At 70.3% G+C, this 15881-nt stretch carries 10 protein-coding genes; 7 read left to right on the forward strand and 3 right to left on the reverse strand.

All coding sequences use genetic code 11. The features are described from left to right. Positions 1–168: 168 nt before the first annotated feature. The 5 genes from ACGFW6_RS38430 (at position 169) to ACGFW6_RS38450 (ending at position 5558) form a co-directional block, all read left to right on the forward strand. A complete protein-coding gene (locus tag ACGFW6_RS38430) occupies positions 169–471 on the forward strand; it encodes a 4a-hydroxytetrahydrobiopterin dehydratase (RefSeq protein ID WP_393520802.1) in 303 nt (100 codons plus the stop codon). 5 nt (positions 472–476) lie between these two features. Further along, positions 477–1220 carry a class I SAM-dependent methyltransferase gene (locus ACGFW6_RS38435; RefSeq protein ID WP_393520804.1) on the forward strand — a complete coding sequence of 248 codons (744 nt, stop codon included), beginning with the start codon at positions 477–479 and terminating at the stop codon, positions 1218–1220. Positions 1221–1317: 97 nt separating this feature from the next. After that, positions 1318–3192 carry a rhamnogalacturonan lyase gene (locus ACGFW6_RS38440; protein WP_393520806.1) on the forward strand — a complete coding sequence of 625 codons (1875 nt, stop codon included), beginning with the start codon at positions 1318–1320 and terminating at the stop codon, positions 3190–3192. 109 nt (positions 3193–3301) lie between these two features. Next, positions 3302–3751, forward strand: coding sequence for a MarR family winged helix-turn-helix transcriptional regulator (locus tag ACGFW6_RS38445; protein WP_393520808.1), 450 nt, complete (start codon positions 3302–3304; stop codon positions 3749–3751). Between the two features lie 52 nt (positions 3752–3803). Then, the gene (locus ACGFW6_RS38450) at positions 3804–5558 is read left to right on the forward strand and encodes an MFS transporter (RefSeq protein ID WP_393520810.1); all 1755 of its coding nucleotides are present in this window, start codon (positions 3804–3806) and stop codon (positions 5556–5558) included. A gap of 25 nt (positions 5559–5583) precedes the next feature. Here ACGFW6_RS38450 and ACGFW6_RS38455 read toward each other — a convergent pair whose 3' ends face one another. Next, positions 5584–8232, reverse strand: a complete 2649-nt coding sequence (locus ACGFW6_RS38455) for a cellulose binding domain-containing protein (RefSeq protein ID WP_393520812.1) — start codon at positions 8230–8232, stop codon at positions 5584–5586. Between the two features lie 296 nt (positions 8233–8528). Beyond that, positions 8529–11444 carry a glycoside hydrolase family 48 protein gene (locus tag ACGFW6_RS38460; RefSeq protein ID WP_393520814.1) on the reverse strand — a complete coding sequence of 972 codons (2916 nt, stop codon included), beginning with the start codon at positions 11442–11444 and terminating at the stop codon, positions 8529–8531. Between the two features lie 251 nt (positions 11445–11695). On the opposite strand from ACGFW6_RS38460, the gene ACGFW6_RS38465 reads away from it, so the two are divergent. After that, complete coding sequence (locus ACGFW6_RS38465) at positions 11696–13165, forward strand: cellulose binding domain-containing protein (RefSeq protein ID WP_393520816.1); 1470 nt, start codon at positions 11696–11698, stop codon at positions 13163–13165. A 29-nt stretch (positions 13166–13194) separates the two neighbouring features. Then, positions 13195–14913 carry a glycoside hydrolase family 6 protein gene (locus ACGFW6_RS38470; protein ID WP_393520818.1) on the forward strand — a complete coding sequence of 573 codons (1719 nt, stop codon included), beginning with the start codon at positions 13195–13197 and terminating at the stop codon, positions 14911–14913. 61 nt (positions 14914–14974) lie between these two features. Here the strand turns inward: ACGFW6_RS38470 and ACGFW6_RS38475 are convergent, their stop codons facing one another. After that, on the reverse strand, positions 14975–15745 hold the full coding sequence (locus ACGFW6_RS38475) for a phytanoyl-CoA dioxygenase family protein (protein WP_393520820.1): 771 nt from the start codon (positions 15743–15745) through the stop codon (positions 14975–14977). Positions 15746–15881 lie beyond the last annotated feature (136 nt).

The following is a 15881-nucleotide window of genomic DNA, read 5'->3' on the forward strand; positions in this document are numbered from 1 at the left end:
GAGGAGCCCGGGGAACGGCCGGGCCGGGCGCGGCGGTGATCGGCGGTGGCCCGGGGCACGGCCCGTGCGCGCGGCGCCGGCCCCCGGGGGAACCCGTCCGACCAGCCCGCGGCCCCCAGGCTGTGGCAGGCTGAAGACGAACCCTCCCGTGCAGGAAGGAGCGAGGCCATGCCCCTCGAACCGCTGTCGCAGAAGGAGATCGAGGACCGGCTCGCGGAGCTGCCGGGCTGGTCGCTGCAGGGCGACCGCCTCGCCCGCTCCTACCGGCTCCCCTCGCACTTCGCGGCCACGGCGATGGTCGTGCACATCGCCCAGGTCCAGGAGGAGCTCGACCACCACTCCGACCTCACCCTGGGCTACAACACGGTGTCACTCACCGTGAACACCCACACCGTCGGTGCCGTCACCAAGCGGGACTTCGCCCTGGCCCGCAGGATCGAGGATCTCGCCCCCGGTCACGGGGCGCAGTGACGAGCGTGCTCGACTACGACAAGGAAGCGGAGCGCTACGACGCCTCGCGCGGCGGCGAGCCCCGAGCGGCGGCCGCCGCGCAGGCCGTGCTGGGCCTGCTGCCGGACGGCACCCGGCGCCTGCTCGACGTCGCCTGCGGCACCGGCATCGTGACCCGGCGGCTGGTCGCCGGGCGGGACGGACTGCGCGTGACCGGCGTCGACCTCGCGCCCGCCATGGCCCGGCAGGCCGCCGCCCGGCTGCCCGGCTCCGTGGTGCTCGCCGACAGCCGTCGGCTGCCGTTTCGCGCGGACCACTTCGACGCCGTCAGCAGCGTCTGGCTGCTGCACCTCGCGCCGACCCCCGAGGACGTGCGGACCATCGTCGGCGAGTGCGCCCGGGTGCTGCGACCCGGCGGGGTCTACGTCACCACGGTCGACAAGGCGGCCGCGCACAACGTGGGCAGCGACATCGACGCCGTGATGGCCTCCCGCCCGTGCCGCGCGGCACGGGACGCGGCGGCGCTCGTCGAGTCGTACGCCCTCGACCACGCGCTGCTTCCGGCGGGGGAGACCCGCTTCACCGGACACGGACAGGGCCGCAGCCCGCGCCGCACGGTCGCGGACCTGCGCAGGGGCTGGTTCGTGACGGTACCGCCCGGCGGTGAGCTCGCCGCCGGATTCGCCGCCCGGCTGGCGCGGCTCCCGGACCAGGACCGCCCCAGGCCCGATCCGGTGTTCACCGTCCGGGCCTTCCGCAAACCCGGGTGACCCTTCACAGGACCGGCCGGAAATCGCGGCAACCCCCGTCCGCACGGTGGCGACTGAGGGAACGGAACCCGTCCGTCCTCCCGAGGAGGTACGTCACGTGCAGCACCCGCGCAGGCACCGCAGACGGCGGGCCGCACTCTCCGCGGCCGTCGCCGCCACCGCTCTGATCGCCGCCGGAATCACCACGCTGGGCGGCGCCGGCACGGCCGAAGCGGCCACCGCCCGTCAGGTCGAGGTACTCGACCGCGGTGTGGTCAGCGTCCACACCTCCAGTGGCAACCTGGTCAGCTGGCGCTGGCTCGGCACCGATCCGGACAGCGTCTCCTTCAACGTCTACCGGGCCGGCACCAAGGTCAACTCCGCGCCGATCACCGGCTCCACGAACTACTTCCACTCCGGCGCCCCCGAGCAGGCCGACTACACCGTGCGGGCCGTCGTGGGCGGCGTCGAGCAGGGTGACTCCGTGCACGCCGTGCAGTTCCGCCCGGGCTACAAGGACGTCCCCCTCAGCCCGCCGGCCGGCGGCACGACCCCCGACGGGGTGGCGTACACCTACGAGGCCAACGACGCCTCCGTCGGCGACCTCGACGGCGACGGCGCCCTCGACCTCGTCCTGAAGTGGCAGCCCACCAACGCCAAGGACAACTCCCAGTCCGGCTACACCGGCAACACGGTCGTCGACGGCATGAAGCTCGACGGCACCCGGCTGTGGCGGGTCGACCTGGGCCGCAACATCCGCTCCGGCGCGCACTACACGCAGTTCCAGGTGTACGACTACGACGGCGACGGCGAGGCCGAGGTCGCCATGAAGACGGCCGACGGCACGGTCGACGGAACCGGGGCGGTGATCGGCAGCTCGTCGGCCGACCACCGCAACTCCAGCGGTTACGTCCTGTCCGGCCCCGAGTACCTGACCATGTTCAACGGCCGGACCGGCCGCGCGATGGGGACGGTGGACTACGTGCCGGCCCGGGGGACGGTGTCGTCGTGGGGGGACTCCTACGGCAACCGCGTCGACCGGTTCCTCGCCGGCACCGCCTATCTGGACGGCTCCCGCCCCTCGCTGATCATGGCCCGCGGCTACTACACCCGTACGGTCGTGGCGGCCTGGGACTGGCGGGGCGGCGCCTTCACCCGCCGCTGGACCTTCGACACCAACTCCTCCACCAACAGCGGCAAGGGATTCGACGGCCAGGGCTCGCACAGCCTGTCCGTCGGGGACGTCGACGGCGACGGCAGGGACGAGATCGTCTACGGCGCGATGGCCATCGACGACAACGGAGGCGGCCTGTGGACCACCAGGACCGGCCACGGTGACGCCCAGCATCTCGGCGACCTCGACCCCGGGCACGCGGGACTCGAGTACTTCAAGGTCTCGGAGTCCACGTCCCAGCCCGCCGAGCTGTACATCGACCCGGCCGACGGAGCCGTGAACTGGTCCCTGGCCGCATGCTGCGACAACGGCCGGGGCGTGGCGGGGGACATCTACGCGGGCAACGACGGCGCCGAGGTCTGGTCCGCCTCCGACACCTCCGTCCGCGACGAGGCCGGCGCCACCAAGGGCCGAGAGCCGTCGTCCGTGAACTTCCTGTCCTGGTGGGACGGCGACACCGTCCGCGAACTCCTCGACGGCACCCATGTCGACAAGTACGGCACCTCGTCCGACACCCGCCTGCTGACCGGCTCAGGTGTCGCCTCCAACAACGGCACCAAGGCCACGCCCGTGCTGTCCGGCGACATCCTCGGCGACTGGCGCGAGGAGGTCGTCTGGCGCACCAGCGGCAACACGGCCCTGCGGATCTACTCCACGCCGTACGAGACGAACACGAGGATCACGACCCTGCTCCACGACACGATGTACCGCACGGGCCTGGCCTGGCAGAACAGCGGATACAACCAGCCACCGCACCCGAGCTTCTTCCTCGGGAACGGGATGGGGACGGCGCCGAGGCCGGCGGTGTACACACCGTGACCCGGTAGGGGAGAGGCGGTCACCCCGGTGCACGGGTGCCCGCCTCTCTTACCCTATTTTTAATAGGGTAACTATATAGGCACGTGATACGAATGAAGGTGTGGAGCGGATGGAGCCGGAAGAGATCGCCCGGGCGCTCGCCGAAGTCGCGGGAACCGTGATCCGCAGCCTGGTGGACCGCAGGGGCATGAGCTTCACGACCGCCTCCACGCTGGGCCGGCTGGAGCGGGAGGGCCCCGTCCGGCTGACCGTGCTCGCGGCGGCGGAAGGCGTCGCGCAGCCGTCGATGACGCAGCTCGTGCAGCGGCTGGAGAGCCAGGGGCTGGCGACCCGGGTCGGCGACCCCGACGACGGACGGGTGAGCCTCGTCGCCATCACGGACGCCGGGCGCACGGTGCTGGCCGAGCGCAGACGGGAACGGGAGGCGCGGCTGGCCGGCCTGCTGGACGCCCTCTCCGAGGACGAGCGGGAGGCGCTGGGCGCGGCGATGAAGACGGCCGTACCGCTCGTCCGGCGGATGGTCGGGGAGCCGGACCGCCCCGGCGACCTCCAGCGCTGACCCGGCCCGACCGAGGCGGACGGCCGGTACCCGAACGCAGAGAGAGCAGGACATGGCCACCGAGGAGACCACGGACCGCCGGGCCGGCGCCCCCGCCGCCCGGCAGCGCGGACACAGCGCCTGGATCGGCGCCGACCACCCCCGCTACAAGTGGGTGGCGCTGACCAACACCACCCTCGGCATCCTGCTCGCCACCATCAACAGCTCCATCGTGCTGATCTCCCTGCCGGGCATCTTCACCGGCATCCGGCTCGACCCGCTCCAGCCCGGCAACGTCAGCTATCTCCTGTGGATGCTGATGGGCTACATGCTCGTCACGGCGGTGCTGGTGGTCGCCCTCGGCCGGCTCGGCGACATGTGGGGCCGGGTCCGGATCTACAACGCCGGATTCCTGATCTTCACCCTGACCTCGGTGATCCTCTCCCTCGACCCCTTCCAGGGGGCCGGCGGGGCGCTGTGGCTGATCGGCTGGCGGATCGCGCAGGCCGTCGCCGGCGCCATGCTGATGGCCAACTCCGCCGCCATCCTCACCGACGCCTTTCCCGCCCGGCAGCGCGGCATGGCCCTCGGCGTCAACATGGTCGCGGGCATCGCCGGGTCCTTCCTCGGCCTGGTGCTCGGCGGGGCCCTGGTCACCTGGAACTGGCGCTCGGTCTTCTGGGTCAACGTCCCGATCGGCATCATCGGGACGGTGTGGGCGTACAAGTCGCTGCACGAGACCGGCGTCCGCACCCCCGGCCGGATGGACTGGTGGGGCAACCTCACCTTCGCCGTCGGGCTGACCGCGCTGCTGGCCGGCATCACCTACGGCATCCAGCCCTACGGCGGCCACACCATGGGCTGGACCAACCCCTGGGTGCTGGCCGGGCTGATCGGCGGCGTCGCCGTGCTCGCGCTCTTCTGCGTGATCGAGACCAAGGTCGCCGAACCGATGTTCCCGCTGCGGCTCTTCCGCGACGCGGCGTTCGCGGGCGGCAACCTCGCCGCGCTGCTCGGTTCCGTCGCGCGCGGCGGGCTGCAGTTCATGCTCATCATCTGGCTCCAGGGCATCTGGCTGCCCCTGCACGGCTACGACTACGCCGACACCCCGCTGTGGGCCGGCATCTACATGCTGCCGCTGACCGTCGGCTTCCTCGTCGCCGGACCCGTCTCGGGGTACCTGTCGGACAAGTACGGGGCGAGGCCGTTCGCCGCCTCCGGGTTCGTCGTCATGGCCGCCTCCTTCGCCGGACTGCTCGCCCTGCCCACCGACTTCGGCTACGGGCTCTTCGCGCTGCTCGCCTTCCTCAACGGCCTCGGTGGCGGGCTGTTCGCCGCTCCCAACACCTCGATCATCATGTCGAGCGTGCCCGCCGAGGCGCGCGGCGCCGCCTCCGGGATGCGCGCCACTTTCCAGAACGCCGGCATGGTGCTGTCCATGGGCGTGTTCTTCTCGCTCATGGTCGCCGGACTCTCCGGCTCCCTGCCGCAGACCCTGACCTCCGGGCTGACGGCGCAGGGCGTCCCGGCCGACGCCGCGCACACGGTGGCCGGGCTCCCGCCCGTCGGTGTCCTGTTCGCCGCGTTCCTCGGTTACAACCCCGTCCAGCACCTGCTCGGCGGCACCATCCTCGGCGGGCTCCCGCCGGAGAACGCCGCGCACCTCACCGGACGGGAGTTCTTCCCGCACCTGATCTCCCAGCCCTTCCACGACGGCCTGGTCGTGGTCTTCTCCCTCGCGATCGCGATGTCCCTGGCCGCGGCGGCCGCCTCCCTGATCCGGGGACGGAGGCGCACGACGACGTCCGCACCGGCGGAACGCCCGTGAACGCGCGCCCCAGTGCCCCGCAGCGTCACACGATGGTGCAGCTCTGCTCACCGAGCTGGAACGACGGCGGTCTCGTGTTCGCCCCCGACCAGGTCCCCGTGAACCCGAAGCTCACCGAGGACCCGGCAGCCACGCCCCCGTTCCAGCCCACGTTCCGCGCGGTCACTGCCGAACCCGACTGTGTGTACTCGGCGTTCCACAGCTGAGTGATCCGCTGGCCGTCCGCGAACGACCACCCGAGCGACCAGCCGCTCCACGCCGACGAGCCGGTGTTGGTGAGCCGCACCTCAGCCTGGAAACCGCCGGCCCACTGGTTGGTGACGGTGTACGTCACGGTGCAGGCGCCGGTCGGCGTAGGAGTGGGGTCGGTCCCGCCGCCCGCGTCCGGGATGTCGCCGTAGACGACCCCGCGGCCGTTCGTGGACACGTACACCCGGCCGTACACCCGCGGATCACCCGTGATCGCCGCACCTGTCCAACCCCACTGATGGGCGTCGTCGTTGATGCGGCTCCAGGTCGCGCCCTTGTCGGTGGAGCGGAAGATGCCGCGTACCCCGCCGATCTTCGCGCTGGTGTAGAGGGTCTGGTAGGACGCGCCCGGCGCCGCCTTGCCGAAGCCGATCGTGTCGGCCTGCTCGACACCGGACAGCTCGGTGAAGGTGGCGCCCGCGTCGGTGGAGTGCCACAGACCGTACGCCCCGTCCGTCGCACCGCCCGCCAGCCACACGTCACCCTTTGCCCCGGGCAGCGCCTTGAAGCGGACGCTGTCCCCGCCCGGCAGCCCGCTCGCCGCGGAGGCGGTGAAGGTCGCGCCGCCGTCCGAACTGACGTAGAACTTACCTGACTTGAAGCCGTAGAAGACCTTCGGGTCGACCCGGTCCGACTCCACGACCGCCCCGGCCGGGATCCCGCTCGACGCCTGCCACGACGTGCCGAAGCCCGTCGTGTACTGCACGCCCGCCCCGGCCGGGCTCCACACGAACCGGCTCCCGTCCGCCGCCGCCGCGACGGTGCCGCCGCCGCTGACCCCCGAAGGGTCGGTGCCCGCGAACCAGTTGGCGCCGTTGTCGGTCGAGAACGCGATGTGCGGACCCGAGTCGAGATCGCCCACCCGGACCACTGTGCCGGGGTTGGTCTCGGCGAAGTCCAGGCTGGTCGTCGTGGTGAAGTTCGGCTGGGTGAACATCATCGACGGCACCTTGGCGAGGTCCGTGTGCCGGAAGCCACCGATGTCACCGAGGGCGCTCAGCAACGGGGCGCCGGACGGGGGAGAGGCGAGGTCGTTGACCGCCGTCTCCTCCAGTCCCTGCACCATCGGCCGGATCGTGAACCGGCTGCCGCTGTCCCACTTCGTCAGCTCCTCGGTGCCGTAGATCGTCGCGCCCGTCCCGTACATCATCCGGTCCGAGTCGAACGGGTCGATCTCCAGCGCCTCCGTCATCCAGCCCAGCTTCGGTGTCTGCTCGGGCGGCGAAGGGTTCGCGCCCCAGGTCAGCCACGGCGACGACGAGACGTCCAGGGTGTAGCGGTTGGCGCGGTCGGGATACGACGTGTAGTCCCACGCCTTCGTCCAGGCGCCGCCGCTGTCCGTCGAGCGGAAGATCTGGGTGTCCGGCCACCAGGAGCTGTACGCCGTCGCCATCACGGTGCCCGGCCTCTGCCGGTCGACGGTCAGGCCGCTGAAGCCGTAGTAGGTGTCGGCCTCCGCGACCGGGCTGATGTCGGTCCAGGTGCCGGTCGCCGTCGCGTACCGCCACAGCCGGCCCTTGCCCCCGTCGTAGGGGCCGCCCTTGTCGCTGTAGGCGAGATAGAGGTAGCCGTTCGCCGCGTCCAGGACGCCCTTGTGTGCCAGATACCCGGTCGGCTGCCCGGCGAGACGTGACCACGTCGCGCCCGCGTCCGTCGACCGGTACACCGCGTTGTCCTGGTCGGCGACCCCGACGTAGATCGTCCGCGTCGCGCTCCCGGCCGTTCCCGTGGACTCGTCGAAGGTGACCCACACGATGCCCTGGTTGTCACTGGCGTACCCGCTCGTGTCGCTCGGATCCTGCACGTAGGTGCCGACGTTGGGGAAGTTCGCCACCTGCGACCAGGACACCCCTGAGTCGGTCGAGCGCCACAGCCCCTTGCCGCTGGGCGCCCCCAGGTACAGGACGCTGTTCCGGTTCGGGTCGACCGCGAGCCGCTCGCCCATGCCGCGGCCGGGCATGTTGCCGCCCAGCTTGAACGGCAGGTCGGCCTTCTGCCAGCTCGCGCCCCGGTCGGCGGAGCGCATGACGGCGCCGTTCCCCGGGTCCCAGCCGTTGGTGTACGTCCCGACCGCCGCGTACACCTTGTCCGGGTCCACGGAGTCGGACGCCAGGCTCACCACACCCGTGTGCCCCCAGTCGTCCCAGCCGACCGAGTCCAGCAACGGCGTCCAGGTCTTCGACGCCTGCTGCCAGCGGTAGGCGCCGCCGATGTCGGTACGGGCGTACGCGAGGTTCCTCTCCTTGCGGTTGAAGACGATGCCGGGGACGAAACCGCCGCCGTCGATGCGGGCGTTCTTCCAGGTGTAGGTGTCGGCGGTGACCGACACGTCCTTCGTGGAGCCGGCGCCGAGCGCGGGCGGCGCGCCCGCGAGCAGCCCGGCCGCCAGCGCGAGCACCGCCGTGAGGATGCGGGTTCTTCGCACGGGGGGTCCTTTCCGGTAAGGGGGGGAGAAGTGAGGCGGTAAGCGCTTTCCGCGTGGCCCGAGAATTGCCGGGCGACCCCCTGTGCGGGAGGGGCCGCCCGGCCGGTCGGTCCCGCCGTCAGGTGACGGGACCACGCACGTGGAGCCTTCGAGCGGTTCCGGGGAAATGCCGTGCCCGGAGGCGCCCCTTCAGGGGCGCGGGGCTGTGTCCATTTGCGGCTTCGCCGCGCGGGCGCGACCAGCCACAGCGGACCCGCAGACAGAACACGGCCGACCCGCGGAGCGCCCGGCGGGGACTATTCGAGAAGCTCCGCGTACGAACCCATGGCCAGGGCGATGTCCGCCTGAGCCCAGAACCGGTGGTACGTGAACGACGGCACCGCACCGCCCGCGAGACACGCCTCGATCTTCGACCAGGCCGGGTCGTCCTCGTAGAACGAACGGATCGAGTCGAAGGTCGACGACGAGCTGATCGCGTCGCCGTTCGGCATGGTGCCGGTCCAGCCGCTCGGGACGTGGATCGCGTCGTCGAAGCGGTTGTAGTCGGCGCGGCTCTCCGGGACGGCGATGCCCAGGGCGTCCTGGTGGTTGTCCCACATGCCGTCGAGCAACGCCTTGGCCGTGGCCGCGGCCTGCGTGTCACCGGAGCGGTCGGCGTAGTACGTCAGGGTCTTGGCGTACGCGGCCGCCACGCCGACGTCGTTCGTGTAGTCGGCGACGGTGACATGCAGTCCGTTGTTGGCACCCGGACTTGAGGCGTTCCAGGTGTCGGGCTGCCCCGACCACTGGAGCGTCGACGGAATCCGGTACGTGCCGTCCGGATTGACGGTCGTCTCGGACAGCGCCCAGTCGACCCACTTGTCGAGGACGGCCTTCGCGGAGGCGTTCCCCGTCTGCTGGTAGTACTCGGCGACCCGCTCCATCGACCACGCCTGGAAGCCGAACCACTGGTTGGACGGCGGGTCGTGATAGACGGGCTGCTGGTCGTAGTACATGCCGTAGAACGTCGACGTGCCGGTGGGCGGCGTGGCGTACCGGCCGGCCCAGCTGTTCGTGGCACCGCCGGCGATCGCGCCCTCGCTGGACTGCAGCCAGCGGTAGAACTCGACCTGACGCTCCAGCGACTTGGCCCAGTCCGCCTGCCCCGTCCCCGACTTGGGCTTCAGATCGGCGTAGGAGGCCAGGGCGTACGCGGCCATCGGGTTCTGGTAGCCGCCGTGCGTGTGGCTGGAGCCGATGCGCCAGGCCCAGCCCGCCGAGGTGTCGGTGGCGCCGCCCCAGGCGTAGTACCAGGAGAGCAGATAGTGCGAGGCGTCCTTGCCGGTGCCGGCCGGGCAGGCCGACGGACCGACGCAGTTGCCGACCTTCTTGAAGTACTTGTCGTACATGGCGTAGCGCAGGTAGTCGCCCATCTTCGCGGCCTTGGCCACGGTTGCGGAGATGTCACCGCCCTTGCCCTGCGCGTCGGCCCACTTGTCGGCCCAGTAGGCGGCCTGCACCGCACGCGCGTCGGCGTCCGGGGCGTTGGTGAACTTCCACTGCTTGGCATAGGACGCGTCACCGGTGAACAGGTCCAGGTACCCGTTCTTCCCGCCGTACTTGAACTGGTCGCAGGTCGGCTGCGGCACCGTCTCCCACACCGACTCCTGCGCGCCGCGCTGGAAGGTGTTGATGTACGACGGCCCCGTGTCGCTCGGCCCCGCCTCGCACTTGCCCGGCGAGTTGCCGTACCCGTAGACGTTGTCGACGTCCTGGAGCCAGTGCATGCCGTAGACGTCGTCCGTGCCGTACGCGCTCTTCAGCTCGGCCGCGATCGGGTCCGGACCGACCGAGACGGCGGTGTCGAGCTTCGCCGGGTACTCGTTCGGGGTGTCCAGCTCGGGCGCGTAGGTCGCCGGCTTGGAGGCGTTGTAGAAGGAGTTCGTCGGCTGGTCGGCGTGGGTCGGGATCATGTACTTCTCCATGATCTCCCAGGCCCCGTTGAACTTGGACCAGTCGCCGGTGACCTTGCCGTACATCGCCTGCAACCAGAGAAGGTAGCTGTAGGCCTCCGACGTGGTCTCATGGCCGTGGTCCGGCGCCTCGACGATCAGCGTCTCGACCGAGTGGTACGGGATGCCCTCGGGCGAGAAGTAGCCGTTCGCCGGGTTGGTGATCTTGCCGTACAGCTCCAGGAAGCGGGCGTCGTACGCCTTCGTCGCCGCGATCTGGGTCGCCGTCACCGATGCCTTGGCGTGCCCCGTGGCCGTCGACTCGAAGGTCGCCGAGCCGGTGCCGGAGGCGGCCGCGGTGATGGTCACCTTCTGGGCCGTGTTCCAGTTCGAGGACGTGAAGGTGAGCGAGGCACCGCCGGTCACCGACAGACCCGAGTTGCCGCTCGTGCGGGCGGTCGTGACGGTGACGTTGCCCGACGGCTGGGTCGACAGCTTCACGTCGTAGGTCGCCGACTTGCCCTGCTGGACCGGGAGTTGGGTCGGCGCGGCCACTACGGCGGGACCCGAGGCGACCGTGATGCCGACCGGCGTGGAGTCCGCGGACGCGCCCAGGCTGTCGTACGCCTTCGCGAGGAGCGAATGACTGCCCACGGTCAAGCTTGAGGCCGAGAGCGAGTACGGAGCCGTCGTGTCCGTGCCCAGCAGGGTCGTGTCGTCGTAGAACTCGACCTTGCCGATCGTCGCGCCGTCCGCGGCGGCGGCCGTCGCCGCGAGCGGGACGGCGTCGCCCTGCGAGTAGACGGCGCCGGCCGCCGGGCTGGTCAGCACGGTGATGGGCGGCTGATGGGCGCCCGTGCAACTCGTGCCGTTGACGGCGAAGTTCGTCGGCGCGGCATTGCTGCCGCTGTACGTGAACTGCGCGCCCGTGGTGACGGCGGCGCCGGCGGGGATCCGCCCGTTGTAGCCGGCGTCCTTCACGGTGACCGTCTGCCCGGACTGGGACCAGGTGCCGTTCCAGCCGTTGCTGAGCCTCTGGTTGCCCGCGTAGCCGTACGTCAGGGTCCAGCCGTCGATGACGTCCGTACCCCGGTTGGTGATCGTCAGATCCGCGGTGAAGCCGGAGCCCCAGTCATTGGTCCTGTAGTCGACACCGCACTGAACCGCCGCTGCCTGGGCGGGTGTCGAACCCGTGCTCAGCATCGTCAAGGGGAGTGCCATGGCCGCGACGACGGCCGTCCACAACCGCCGTACGGTTCTGCGTCTGCGTGGGGGATGCACGTGCTGGTTCCTCCTCGTGGCTCGGAGAGGTCAAGGCTTGAACCAGTGGGAGCGCTCCCATAGTGCGGACGGGGGTGCGAGGGGTCAAGGCGCTTGAAGAGTCGAAAAGATTCGACGAGTCGAGTTGAGTGAAAGTCAGTAACTCCTCTGTCCTTCATCGTCACTTGGCGCTACCTTCTTGGGCACCAGTGGGAGCGATTCCATCAGTCGACGCGTCCGTCACGGCGCGCCTGATCTGCAAGGAGTCGCTCATGCGACACCCCCCGCGTTCAGTACTTTTAGCCGTCACCGGAGCGGTCGCCCTTGTCGCGGCCGTGACGGTGCCGGTGGTCACGGCGCAGGGAGCCACACCCGCCTGCACGGTGGAGTACTCCGTCACCGGACAGTGGGACAGCGGCTTCCAGGGGGCCGTGACCGTCACCAACAACGCCGCACCCGTAAGCGGTTGGAGCCTCGGCTTCGACTTCGCGGGCGGGCAGCAGGTCACCCAGGGCTGGAACGCCAAGTGGTCCCAGTCCGGTACGACGGTGACGGCGACGAACGAGAGCTGGAACGGCTCACTCGCCACCGGCGCGAGCGTCAGCGCCGGGTTCATCGCCTCGTGGTCGGGGAGCAACGCCGTTCCGGCCGTGTTCGAGCTCAACGGCACCACCTGCAATGCCGGCGCGGAACCGGACCCGACCGATCCGCCGGACCCCGGTGAGGGCTCGGTGCCGGTGCTGCACGTCGCCGGGAACAAGCTCGTGGACGCCGACGGCACCACCCGTCGCCTGCTCGGCGTCAATCGCTCCGGCGGCGAGTTCATGTGCGTCCAGGGCCACGGCATCTGGGACGGTCCGGTCGACGACGCCGCCATCGGGGCGATCGCCGACTGGAACGCCAACACGGTCCGCATTCCGCTGAACGAGGAGTGCTGGCTGGGCCTGTCCAATATCAAGCCCGAGTACGGCGGCACGAACTACGTGAACGCCGTCAAGGACCTGGTGGGGCGGGTCAAGGCGCACGGCATGACGCCGATGCTCGAACTGCACTGGTCCTGGGGCCAGTACACCGGCAACTCGGCGGGCTGCTCCGACGAGCACGCCACCTGCCAGAAGCCGATGCCCAACATGCGGTACACGCCCGCCTTCTGGACGTCGGTCGCCAGCACCTTCAAGGACGACCCGACGGTCGTGTTCGACCTGTTCAACGAGCCCTACCCGGACCGCGCCACGTCCACGACCACCCAGGCGTGGCAGTGCTGGCGGGACGGCGGCACCTGTCCCGGCATCGGGTACGAGGTCGCCGGCATGCAGGACCTCGTCGACGCCGTACGGGACACGGGCGCCGGCAACCCGATCCTGCTCGGCGGGCTCGCGTACGCGAACGACCTGAGTCAGTGGCTGACCCACGAGCCCACCGACCCGGCGGGCAATCTCGCCGCCGCCTGGCACGTCTACAACTTCAACACCTGCGCGAACGAGAGCTGCTGGAACTCCACGCTCGCCCCCGTCGCGGACCGGGTGCCGCTGGTGGCGGGGGAGATCGGGGAGAACACCTGCTCGCACTCCTTCGTCGACCGGGTCATGAAGTGGTTCGACGACCGGGACCTGTCCTACCTCGGCTGGACCTGGAACACCTGGGACTGTTCCTCAGGGCCGGCCCTGATCTCCGCCTACGACGGAACCCCCACGTCGTTCGGCATCGGGTTGCGCGACCACCTGCGCGCCCTCGACCGGTAATCCCTCTCACTCAGAAGGAACCCGCACTCATGAGTCGTACCAGAACAGCGATGCTCGCCGCCGCGGCGCTGGTCGCCGGGGCCTCGGGAACCGCGCTCGCCGCGGACCCGGGTGGAATCGGCACGGCCGCCGTGCCCTGCACCGTCGACTACAAGGTCCAGAACCAGTGGGACACCGGCTTCACCGCCGCCGTCACGGTCACCAACCAGGGCGCCGCCAGGTCGAACTGGTCGGTGAAGTGGTCGTACGCCGGGAACCAGAAGGTCACCAGCGGCTGGAACGCGAAGATCAGCCAGAGCGGCGCAGCCGTCACCGCGGCCAACGAGACCTACAACGGCACCCTCGCGACCGGAGGTTCGGTCAGCTTCGGCTTCCAGGGCTCCTACAGCGGCACCAACGCCGTCCCGGCCACCTTCACCCTCGACGGTGTGACCTGCAACGTCGACGACGGCGGTGGCGGCCCCACCGATCCGACCGACCCCGGCCCGACCGGGCCGAAGGTCGACAACCCCTACTCCGGCGCCAAGGTGTACGTGAACCCGGAGTGGTCCGCGAAGGCGGCCGCCGAACCGGGCGGCAGCCGGATCGCGAGTCAGCCGACCGGTGTCTGGCTGGACCGGATCGCCGCGATCAACGGCGTGAACGGCGGCATGGGCCTGCGCGACCACCTCGACGAGGCCCTGACCCAGAAGGGCTCCGGCGAACTGGTTGTCCAGCTCGTCATCTACAACCTGCCGGGCCGTGACTGTGCCGCCCTCGCCTCCAACGGCGAACTCGGCCCGACGGAGATCGACAAGTACAAGACGCAGTACATCGACCCGATCGCGGCGATTCTCGCCGACCCGAAGTACGCCTCGCTGCGGATCGTCACCACGATCGAGATCGACTCGCTGCCGAACCTGGTCACCAACACCGGCAGCCGGCCCACGGCCACCCCGCAGTGCGACGTGATGAAGGCCAACGGCAACTACCAGAAGGGTGTCGGCTACGCCCTGAACAAGCTGGGCGACGCGGGCAACGTCTACAACTACATCGACGCCGGCCACCACGGCTGGATCGGCTGGGACGACAACTTCGCCGCCAGCGCCGCCGTGATGAAGGAGGCGGCCACCTCCGAGGGGGCGACCGTCGGCGACGTGCACGGCTTCATCGCCAACACGGCCAACTACAGCGCCCTGAAGGAGAACAACTTCACCATCAACGACTCCGTCGGCGGCAAGTCCGTCCGGGAGTCGAAGTGGGTCGACTGGAACCGCTACACCGACGAGCTGTCCTTCGCGCAGGGCTTCCGCAACCAGCTCGTGACGACCGGCTTCAACTCCGGCATCGGCATGCTGATCGACACGTCGAGGAACGGCTGGGGCGGCAGCGCACGGCCCGCCGGCCCGGGTGCCACGACCGACGTCGACACCTACGTCAACGGCGGCCGCTACGACCGCCGGATCCATGTCGGCAACTGGTGCAACCAGTCCGGTGCCGGTCTCGGCGAGCGTCCGCAGGCCGCGCCGGCGGCGGGGATCGACGCCTACGTCTGGATCAAGCCGCCGGGTGAGTCGGACGGTGCCAGCTCGGAGATCCCGAACGACGAGGGCAAGGGGTTCGACCGGATGTGCGACCCGACGTACACGGGTAATCCGCGCAACGGCAACAACCTGTCCGGTGCGTTGCCGAACGCTCCGCTGTCGGGGCACTGGTTCTCCGCGCAGTTCCAGCAGCTGATGCAGAACGCCTACCCGCCGTTGTCGTAGTGCGGTGACCTCGGCTGCCGGCCGTCTGCGGCCGGTCGCGCGACAGGCCGCCGGGGTCCGGTCAGTTCTCTCTGGCCAGGCCCCGGCGGATCGCGAACTCCACCGCGGAGTAGTCGGCGTCGGGGCGGTCCAGTTCCAGCGGTTTCGACGGGTGCAGGGGCGGCTGGGCCATGAAGCGGGGGCGGGTGCCGTGGTGGGGCTGGGCGGCGTGGACCAGGAAGGGGTGGCAGAGGTAGACGTCGCCGGGGCGGCCGGTGGCGTGGTCGAGCGGGCGGTGCGCGGAGGCCTCGGCGACCTGCGGGCCCAGCTCCAGGAAGGTCGCGCCGGCCTCGCCGTAGGGCTCCAGGACCGCGGGTACGTCGAGGTGGGAGCCGACCCGGATGCGGGTCGGGGCGTCGTCCTCGGTGACCTCGCTGAACAGGAACAGCATCAGCAGCGCGCGGCCCTTCGAATGCACGTTCGCGTGCACGTGCCGGGCGCCGTCGGGCAGGTAGCTGCCCTCGATGTGCCAGCCCGCGTCGTCGGGCTCCTCCTCGTGCGGAAACCGCAAAGGGAAGCTGCCCAGGGAGTAGCGCGACTGCCAGCGGTCCTCACCCACCAGCACATCGAAGGCCTCGTGCAGGACGGGCGTGTTGACGGCGGCCGCGAAGGGGCCCTGCGCCATGTCGTACACCCAGTGCACGGGGTCCTTCCAGGTGCCCGGATCCTCGGGGTCGTACCCGGTCTCGCGCCACAGCAGCCGTGCGCAGTGCTCGGCGACACGTGGCGGAAAGGCGCCCTCGACCCTCACGAACCCGTCCTCGAGGAAGCGCTCCACCATCTCGTCGTCCATCCGGCCATGGTGGGCGACCGGCACCCGTCCTCGCACCTCATTTTCTTTGCCCGGTTTTTGCCGCTACGGCAAGGACAGTGGCACCGGGGCGGTGCGTCGGAGCAGGCTGGCGTCAACCGGACGAGAGGCTGACCAC

Source organism: Streptomyces sp. Y7, assembly GCF_043195415.1.
Lineage (GTDB): Bacteria > Actinomycetota > Actinomycetes > Streptomycetales > Streptomycetaceae > Streptomyces.